The following is an 8,767-nucleotide window of genomic DNA, read 5'->3' on the forward strand; positions in this document are numbered from 1 at the left end:
ATGAGAGAATTAGTTGTAAAAGACAATGCCTTAATTAATGCAAGCTATAACTTAGATTTAGTAGAACAACGTTTAATTTTATTGGCCATTGTTGAGGCAAGAGAAAGCGGGAAAGGTATTAATGCTAATGATCCCCTTGAAGTACATGCAGAAGGCTATATCAATCAATTTGGCGTACATCGCAATACGGCTTATCAAGCATTAAAAGATGCCTGTAATGATTTGTTTGCAAGACAATTTAGCTATCAAAAAATAAATGAACGAGGGAATATTGAGAACTATAGATCCCGTTGGGTTAGTGAAATTGGATATGTAGATAATGAAGCAGTGGTTAAACTTATCTTTGCCCCAGCCATAGTTCCCTTAATTACACGCTTAGAAGAGCATTTCACTAAATACGAATTGCAGCAAGTTAGTAATCTCAGCAGTGCTTATGCTGTTCGCTTATATGAATTATTAATTGCTTGGAGAAGTACTGGTTCTACTCCTGTTATAGAGCTAAGTGATTTCCGTCAAAGAATTGGCGTACTCGATACAGAGTACAAGCGTATGGAACGCTTTAAAACTAGTGTACTTGAGCTTGCTATTAAACAAATTAACGAACATACAGATATCACAGTGAAGTATGAACAACACAAAAGAGGTCGATCAATTTCAGGTTTTTCTTTTACGTTTAAACAGAAGAAAAAGGATAATCCATCAATAGAAAGAGATCCGAATACCTTAGACCTTTTTTCAAAGATGACCGATGCTCAACGGCATATGTTTGCAAACAAACTTTCAGAACTCCCTGAAATGGGTCGCTATTCACAAGGAACTGAAAGCTATCCTCAATTTGCTGTTCGTATTGCTGAGATGCTACAAGACTCTGAAAAAATCAAAGAACTAGCCCCATACCTAAAAAAAGTGGGATACATGCCATCAAATAAAAAGGACACAGTAAATGGCTAAGTTATCGCTAAGTGAAGTATCTAAAAAATTTCATATTGATAGGTCAACCATTTACAGAGCTGTACGTAATGGGCGTTTATCACGTTCTAGTGATGGTCAATTTGACCTTTCGGAAGTGATTAGATGCTTTGGGGAGCCTGAGCAAACATCTCAACAAATTGAGTCATCTACATCAGATAGCGATGAATCTACAAAAAAACTCATTATTCATTTAGAAAACGAAGTTAAAAAATACCAAGAACGTGAAGAACGGTTAATGCAACAAATTGACCGTATGCAAACACTCATTGAACTAAAAAGTGTTGCACCTGCCACAGCAGCACCACAACAAAATGCTACGGCATGCGACACCGACATGCCACAGCATGCGACAACACAACAAAATAATGATAATAAAAAGAATAATGAATTAAATATTGCAGAAAATGTGGCATTGCCACAGCAACAAACTACGGCATACCACACCCAAAAGCTACAGCATGCCACGTTGCAAAATGTGGCAGTGCCACAACACAAAAAACGTGGCTTATTTGGCCGTGTGCTGAATGCTGTTTTTGATAATGACTAAGGGAGAGAGATCATGCCGAAACTGAAAGACATTGCCCTGGGAATTATTGTGGCCCCGCTGCTGATCCCGATCATGCTGATTGCATCGTACCTGGATAAAAAGGCACTCAAAAAAGAGGCTTCTGGAGCCGCTTCTTTAAGCCGTATGGATGATGGGATTGTTCATCTAGGATTATTAAAACCGTGGAACATTGGTCACTTATTGATCGTGAAACATGAAAAATCACATAAAAAGGCGCTTATTAAATATTAGCGCCACTTTCACATAATTAACCAATTGAAAAATATAGTGAAATATAAAGCATTTCGTATAAGGTGTATTATGTTAATTTTAGAAAAACTTACAACTAGATACTATTTGTTAAAACTTTTTTTCCGATTCTAATAATTTCATTTTCTAGTTCTGGAGGTAGACTTTTCTCAAACAATATATCGATATGAGGCAACTCAATTTTATCCTTATTAAAACAGCAATCCTTGAATAGAGTCATTTCTTCTTGACACGGACATATAGCATCCTCATCAAGATGGCCAAAATCAGATCTCTTTAAAGTTCTTTTTGATTTAACAGGCACCCATCCATCAAAAGGGTTCTGTAACCTTTCGGAAACATAATCTACAATTGAATAATCATAGTCTATAAGTGGAATGCAAATTTTTTGCATTGGTGTTTTTACAACAGAGATTTCTTTAATTTCCTCAATTTCACCACCAATATGGAAACATAGCTCTCCATTGTAAAGCATCCCTTTTTTATGCTTACATCTATTCCGTGGCTTTACTACTTCCGAACAAATTGAGCATAAATAATACTTTACAGTAAAACCCATACTAAAAAATATTTTATAGGGAAATAATGATTGCCAGTTTTTCACCATTTCTTTATAAAAGAAAACTTTATACTTTTGAGAAAAAATATCGTCAATATTTTTTTCTAAAAGAATTATATCCGTTTCCAATTCAGCCAATAAGGCCCAAGAATCTAAATATTCTTTATTCTTTATTAAAGAAAAAGCTTGTATATAGCCTTTTTTAATTTGAAATATAGTTTTGAATTTCCATAAAAAGTTAGATATTTCCTCACGATTTTCTTTCTGAACAAGTATTAGAAGATCATTAATTTGATCCACTGCCTTATCATACAACTCTAAATCAATTATCTCTTTACTTAACAGGAGGTGATTCAATGCATCGATCAGGTTCATTTCTTTTTTCATCTTTACTCAACTCCTTTACAGTGTTCAAAACTTCATTAACTTTTTCAGCATCACCTCTATATGACACAAGGATGTTTGATTCATTTTTTTTCTCAATAATTATACTGAAATCGACTTCATCACCTTTTTTTGCTTGTAGTTCGTTCGAAATATAATCACCGATAACACCAGTGAATATTGGAGCAATGATGCTCGTTACTAAAAAAACACCTAACCGATGAGATCTAGAATGCAAAGCTAATTCTTTATAGTCTTCGTCAGTTGAAAATAATTCAACATCTTCTGGACTTATCTTTTCTTGTAAATAAGAAAAAACTTCTATCGTTCCATTATGAAAAGCATCTTTTTGGGTAAAACTAGGGAGGATAAGTACACTAATGTCACGATCTAAAATCAAAGGCTTTTCATTTTTAAAAAATGAAAAATCTAAATCTGTTTTTTCAATTCTAAGTGGTTCTTCTCTAATCATTTCATTTTCCCCAAAATAAATTAGAGTTCATCATATCTATAATTTACATATAGTCCATTTAAAACAATATATTGATGATAAATCAATCAAACCAATAGCTTTAAATTTATTCTAATTTTGCCTTTTCCATAAATTATCCATAATTTCTGTGGTCAAACCTTGGGGGAAGTTTTGAGCAATGTTGTAAGTTCAGGCTGACATGAATTAGGGACAAATGCATCTATGGCATCCTTGCGAATTTTCATATGATGGGGACATAGAGAGCAGGATGCTCCAGATAAGAATAAGAAAAGACAGCAACGGAAAATGCAGGTACGACAGGAGTCATACCGAAGCAACCAATATGAAAAAGCCCGACAAGATGTCGGGCTTTTTTATTGCCTAAATTTTTTGATCTTGGAGAATCTTTAAGACACCTGTCTAATCTCCTCATGCGGAGGGCTCATCAATAGACCCCTGAGTATTTCAAATAACTCTCCAAGTTTTAGAGCACAAATTTCCTGTTTTTCCAACTTCTGCATAACAGTTATTGGCTTAATATCTTGTCTCGTTGGAGCTTCATACCCTAAAAAATCTTCGAAATCTTTTTCAAAAAAATAAGGAGCAGATAAAGTAAATTTATTATGACAACTAACAATGAATGGATTTATGGCTTTGTGAATTTTTCGGTTAGAATCCCCATCACAAATAACTATATGATTTATTCCATAAGCTTCTAGTAGTTTCATATATCTATGGAAGTTATATTTTCCATTTACATCCACAACACATATTTTATGTTCTCGTAAAACCTCCCAATCTCTAGCCAATTGATAGTTTAAAAATACTTTTTCAGTTGCTCCTTCTACTAAAACTACAGTATCTGAAAAAAATAAAGATAGCCGTTCACTATCAAGCCATAATTGATATCTAAACATTTCCATACAACTTAGTTCATCTTCATCAACATCTTCACCTGACAACAGCCTCTTTGCGTCTCCAGCGCCTTCTTGTTGTTTAGCAACGATGTCTTGCAGTAGTTTTGTTAATTGTAATCCATGTCCAAAAATATCATTTAAAATTTCTTTAGTTGGTTGATATATATTAGTAATACCCTCAATTCTTCTAACTCTAATTATTTCTAATAAATTTTCATGAGCTTTATCTAAAAAGTTTGGTGCATGAGAGGTAACGAAAACTTGGTGATCACTTAATTTTGATAATTTTCTCAACCGATAAGCCATATTTTCTTGTTGATTTGGATGTAAAAATGCTTCTGGTTCTTCAAATAAAATTAAATGAAACGTAGGGGAAAACTCTTTTTTTGCTGACTTTTTTTCATCTTTAAATGTTGTGGCTAAACTAATTAACTCATAAATGACTGATCTCTGAAATCCATGTCCATAATTGTCTATATGAACACCTTCATCCCCAAGTGTAGAATCTAAAAATGTATGTTTAATTAAAGATTTAGAAATATCTTCTGGTTGAATAGGAGCTAAAGATAGATCTAAAGATATATCCCAAGATTTGAGGGCTGTATTTATAGGGTTTGAAATTTGAGATAAGAAACCATTTTCATCCTTCGCTTCGCTACCTAGTAAGGAAAATGCATCAGCAACAGCTTGATAGGAAGGACTAGTCATAACTACTTTTTTGAGTAAATGATTAATCATATTTCTCAAAGGTGAAGGGCCACTCATCTTTGTTTGATCAGAAACCGATGTTATTGCAGGTATATATAATAAATCTCCCAATTTATTTAGTCCTACATTACTAGCTCCATAGAAGCAGCCTTCCGATAATTGACCATTAATAATAGCGTAGAGATTACTTTGATTTTTTTCGACTTTAACTTCTTTTGATTTGAAAAATCTTCTAAGAATTAATGTATTAGATTCATTATCTTTATAATTATCAGCTAAACTTTCCCATTCAATATCACTTAAATTAAACTCTATCTCAATCCATACTTCTTCATCATGAGCACCTGTTTTAGGAAAGTCTTCTATACTCCAATTAAAGTCGCCATAAAAAAGACGTATCGCATTCATTATCGTGCTTTTTCCAGCGTTATTAGCCCCAATAAATAATGAAAACTTTTGGACAAAAATTTCTTGTTCTAGAATAGATCTAAAATTATGAATCTTAAGTCTTGTTATATTCACTGCACACCCCATAAACTTGGTATAAAATAAAATCAAAGAGTTATCATACAGAATATTTTTTATGGTAAAAATGAATTTTACTCTTGACTACACTGGAATAGGTGATTACAATTTGCAAAGCAAATTGTAATCACCTATTCCAGTGTAGTCATTGTTTATGTTAAGCTAATATTTCGGAAAATCTGTAATATTGGAACATCACATGAATCTAATTGCTCGAAAAAGCTATCCTGCTTTAGATTGCATCTTGTGGGATACAAAAGCGGATCAAATCACAGCAGAAACAGCTTTTCATCTATATGAAAAAAGATGGAAGTTCATCCAACAAGATAAATTAACTCGTGAAGAAAAAACCTTAATTGAAAGACTTACAAATATAATAGGTCATGGTTTATTTCTCCCTGCTTAAACTATGAGTTCTTATTTAAGAGACCACCACCAATTAATTCGCACTGCGCTAGAAAATTTTAATCACGATTTTTTTAAAGAAAATCGTATTATTTTCGGTGGTGGAACTCGCATAGCTCTTGAATTAAATGAATATAGAGAATCTATTGATATCGATTTCCTATGTCCAGATAAATTATCTTTTCGTGCCGTTCGCTTAGAAACCACAGAAAAATCATTAGGCAATTTAGTAAAAGAAGATTTCTACTATCCTAGAGAAATTCGTGCTGATAGAGATGCTGTACGTTGTTTCATTGAAATTGGAAATACACCTATTAAGTTAGAGTTTGTTTCTTTTGCTGATTACAATCTACAAATAGACCCCACCACTCCCTTTAAAGTACCAGCTCTTAGTAGATCATCTTGTTATTTAACAAAGCTATTAGCTAATGCTGATAGATATGCTAATTCACCTTATAAAGATATTTTTGACATCCTAGCAATGTTTTCTCATTGGGGAGAAATACCTAATGATGCTTGGGATGAAGCAGATACACACTATGGTAAAGCTCTTGTTTTTAAAAATTTAAAAAAATCATGTGAGCATATTAATGCTCATGCTTCAGAGTACCTTGAAATTGCTACTAATCAGTTAGATATAAACCCAGCTTATGCTGAACATCTCTTACAAGTTACTAATCAAGAATTTTTATATTATTTAAATAATCTCGAAAAAATATTATTGAATACCTCTACCCCTCAAAGAACTTTTCTCTAAAAATAAACATTTAACATAAAATATCTTATACGAAATACAGTCTTTTACGTGCTGCAAAACTTCAAGCGAGAAAGATTTTTTCTAATTTAGTCGCAATCAAAAATCTATGCTTTATTACCTGGTCACCACTATAAATCAATAAATTACGATACAAATTTAAGCCCAATTAAACTGCATAACACCAGTAGCGATAAAAGTTTTTTCCAAATAAACCCAATAACTAAACATAAATAACTGTTTTATATAAATTTATGTAAATATTAAAAAACACTTTTCCTAAAAAATAAGAACATCTCTAAAACTAAACGACCTATTGAAGCCAGATACCTCATATTTGGTGTCCAAAAAACTACTCCGTAGGACAAGACAGGGCATTGAGCGTAAGCGAATTGTCGGGGGTAATGGACTAGTTCACCTTGCGTGTACTATTACATTACACATCTTGCCTCATCGTACAAATTTCAGTTTGCTAAAATTTGCCTTTATTTGATCTTTTCATTTGCTAAAATTTGCTTTTATTTGACCTTTTTTGCCTTTATTTGATCTTATTTGCTGATTTTTGATAAAACCGTTTGCTTTAATTTGATGAAATTTGCTCTTTTTTGATAAATAAACACCAAAATAAATACCATTTAAGCTCTTATAGGCTTATTTAGGGTTCAATTGTCTCCATTCAGCCATAAGTGCAGCATCTTCTTGTTCAAAGGTCGTTTCACCATTTAAAAGACGTTGATGTCTTGCATCTTCATAAGGTTGACAAGCATCAATGACATCTTGAGAAAATTCGTGATCTACGATTCCCTTTGAGCTTCTAAAAATCTCTTTTAACCGTTCTTTTTCTGCTTCATTCATAAATACAGATCCTCTTTGTTTGGTGCTTACTTAAATAACTCGCTATGCGTTCCAGTACGCACAAAAACCACCATCTCAAACTTAGAGAGTGATTCGATACGATAGATCAACAGAAAATCGCCACCGACATGCAATTCACGGCAGTTTTTCCATTGATTACCACTTAGCGCATGATCAACCCATTCAGCACCTAAAAGCTCATCATTGGTAATAATCAGCATCATGACCTCTTTAAGTTTCCCCATGTCATAACGGCCACTACGAGAAAGCCTTTGCCAGTCTGCTAAAAACTCTTTTGTATAGTCCGATGATCGAGGTAAAACGGCCCGTTTATCTTTAGCTGATTTTTTCGAGGTCATTAAACAAGTCTTCTACAGTTTCAAAACGGGCTTTCTTGGCTTGAATGAGTGCATCAGCTTCATTCATAGCGGCTACGGTTGTGGTATTAGGTACACGTACATCGAATGGAATCGCCTGTTCAGCCACGACACGAGTTAAAAAGATACGTACAGCATCAGAAACAGACATACCCATTGATTTCAAAGCCTGCTGTGCCTGTAACTTTGTTTCATCATCAATTCGAACGTGTAGCATTGAGGTTTGAGAAGTCATATCTTCACCTAAACATTATGTGACTCAATTGAGATACAATATAGCATATTACCGCCTGAATATTTCAAATAAAAGGATATTTCGATTTATTGATCAAACAGAAAAATTAGGCCAATAAAAAAATATCGCATTTAAACGCTCTATTTTCACCATAGAGAGGCGATCTCAAACTTAAACATAATGATCCACCTAAAAACAAAAAAGTCTCTCTAAGCTCAAATAGAAGCAAATGACACAATACTAATAAACCACTAGAAAACATTAACCAAGCGAGTGTCTACGAGCGACATCACCAAAATTCGCACCTCGACTTTCTGAAAAACAGTTTTTTAGGCTGTGAAGCCTAAATAAGTGTAAATCACATGCAGAAAATTGAGCCTAGATCGAGCGTAGCGAGTAAAAAAGTTTTATGAGCGAAGCGAATTCCGAGTTGTTTTTGCTCTTGCCTTTGCTTTTTCTCAAATTCACAACGAAAAGAGCAAAAAAATTGCCTCGACGAATCGAGCGAAAGCGAGATTCAATAGAGTTTGAGCGTAGCGAAAACCAAGGGCAATTTTTCTTTGCCTGGGCTTTTAATTATTTTTAAAGTTTTTAAATGCTTTTAAACATGCTGAAACCCTTTATTTACAAGGGATTCAAAACCTATATGACACCGTTTACCTTGCTATATGACACCGTTTACCTTGCTATATGACACCGTTTACCTTGCTATATGACACCGTTTACCTTGCTTATAGCACTAAAATTAATTATTGTGTCATAGCATAATAAATAATATTGGTGCTTC

Annotated in this window: 11 protein-coding genes; 5 read left to right on the forward strand and 6 right to left on the reverse strand. The window is 33.5% G+C overall.

Translation table 11 applies throughout. The annotated features are described in order from the left end of the window. The 3 genes from repM to QSG86_RS00070 are packed head-to-tail and all read left to right on the forward strand — an operon-like array spanning position 1 to position 1,771. A complete protein-coding gene (repM, locus tag QSG86_RS00060) occupies positions 1–951 on the forward strand; it encodes a replication initiation protein RepM (RefSeq protein WP_179994518.1) in 951 nt (316 codons plus the stop codon). Further along, positions 944–1,519 (forward strand): plasmid replication DNA-binding protein, encoded by a 576-nt coding sequence (locus QSG86_RS00065; RefSeq protein ID WP_317032898.1) that lies wholly within the window; start codon positions 944–946, stop codon positions 1,517–1,519. Before repM ends, QSG86_RS00065 begins: the two co-directional genes overlap by 8 nt. A gap of 12 nt (positions 1,520–1,531) precedes the next feature. Further along, positions 1,532–1,771 (forward strand): hypothetical protein, encoded by a 240-nt coding sequence (locus tag QSG86_RS00070; protein WP_317032902.1) that lies wholly within the window; start codon positions 1,532–1,534, stop codon positions 1,769–1,771. 94 nt (positions 1,772–1,865) lie between these two features. Here QSG86_RS00070 and QSG86_RS00075 read toward each other — a convergent pair whose 3' ends face one another. From QSG86_RS00075 to QSG86_RS00085, 3 genes are all read right to left on the reverse strand, one after another. Further along, positions 1,866–2,735 (reverse strand): zinc chelation protein SecC, encoded by an 870-nt coding sequence (locus tag QSG86_RS00075; RefSeq protein WP_317032899.1) that lies wholly within the window; start codon positions 2,733–2,735, stop codon positions 1,866–1,868. After that, positions 2,683–3,204, reverse strand: a complete 522-nt coding sequence (locus QSG86_RS00080) for a hypothetical protein (protein ID WP_317032900.1) — start codon at positions 3,202–3,204, stop codon at positions 2,683–2,685. The genes QSG86_RS00075 and QSG86_RS00080 overlap by 53 nt, the downstream gene beginning before the upstream one ends. A 407-nt stretch (positions 3,205–3,611) precedes the next feature. Further along, positions 3,612–5,351: an ATP-dependent nuclease gene (locus tag QSG86_RS00085; RefSeq protein ID WP_317032901.1), complete on the reverse strand. Its 1,740-nt coding sequence runs from the start codon at positions 5,349–5,351 to the stop codon at positions 3,612–3,614. Between the two features lie 202 nt (positions 5,352–5,553). Here QSG86_RS00085 and QSG86_RS00090 point away from each other — a divergent pair, with 202 nt between their 5' ends. Together QSG86_RS00090 and QSG86_RS00095 are read left to right on the forward strand one after the other, a co-directional pair. Continuing rightward, positions 5,554–5,760, forward strand: coding sequence for a hypothetical protein (locus QSG86_RS00090; RefSeq protein ID WP_049069509.1), 207 nt, complete (start codon positions 5,554–5,556; stop codon positions 5,758–5,760). Positions 5,761–5,763: 3 nt separating this feature from the next. After that, a complete protein-coding gene (locus QSG86_RS00095; RefSeq protein ID WP_317032895.1) occupies positions 5,764–6,516 on the forward strand; it encodes a nucleotidyl transferase AbiEii/AbiGii toxin family protein in 753 nt (250 codons plus the stop codon). A gap of 648 nt (positions 6,517–7,164) precedes the next feature. On the opposite strand, the gene QSG86_RS00100 is transcribed toward QSG86_RS00095, so the two are convergent. The 3 genes from QSG86_RS00100 to QSG86_RS00110 are packed head-to-tail and all read right to left on the reverse strand — an operon-like array spanning position 7,165 to position 7,980. Next, positions 7,165–7,368, reverse strand: a complete 204-nt coding sequence (locus QSG86_RS00100; protein ID WP_317032896.1) for a hypothetical protein — start codon at positions 7,366–7,368, stop codon at positions 7,165–7,167. 26 nt (positions 7,369–7,394) lie between these two features. Next, positions 7,395–7,727, reverse strand: coding sequence for a type II toxin-antitoxin system YafQ family toxin (locus QSG86_RS00105; RefSeq protein WP_317032897.1), 333 nt, complete (start codon positions 7,725–7,727; stop codon positions 7,395–7,397). Continuing rightward, positions 7,705–7,980 carry a type II toxin-antitoxin system RelB/DinJ family antitoxin gene (locus QSG86_RS00110; RefSeq protein WP_241321570.1) on the reverse strand — a complete coding sequence of 92 codons (276 nt, stop codon included), beginning with the start codon at positions 7,978–7,980 and terminating at the stop codon, positions 7,705–7,707. Before QSG86_RS00110 ends, QSG86_RS00105 begins: the two co-directional genes overlap by 23 nt. Positions 7,981–8,767 lie beyond the last annotated feature (787 nt).

The sequence above is a fragment of the Acinetobacter sp. SAAs474 genome, assembly GCF_032823475.1.
Lineage (GTDB): Bacteria > Pseudomonadota > Gammaproteobacteria > Pseudomonadales > Moraxellaceae > Acinetobacter.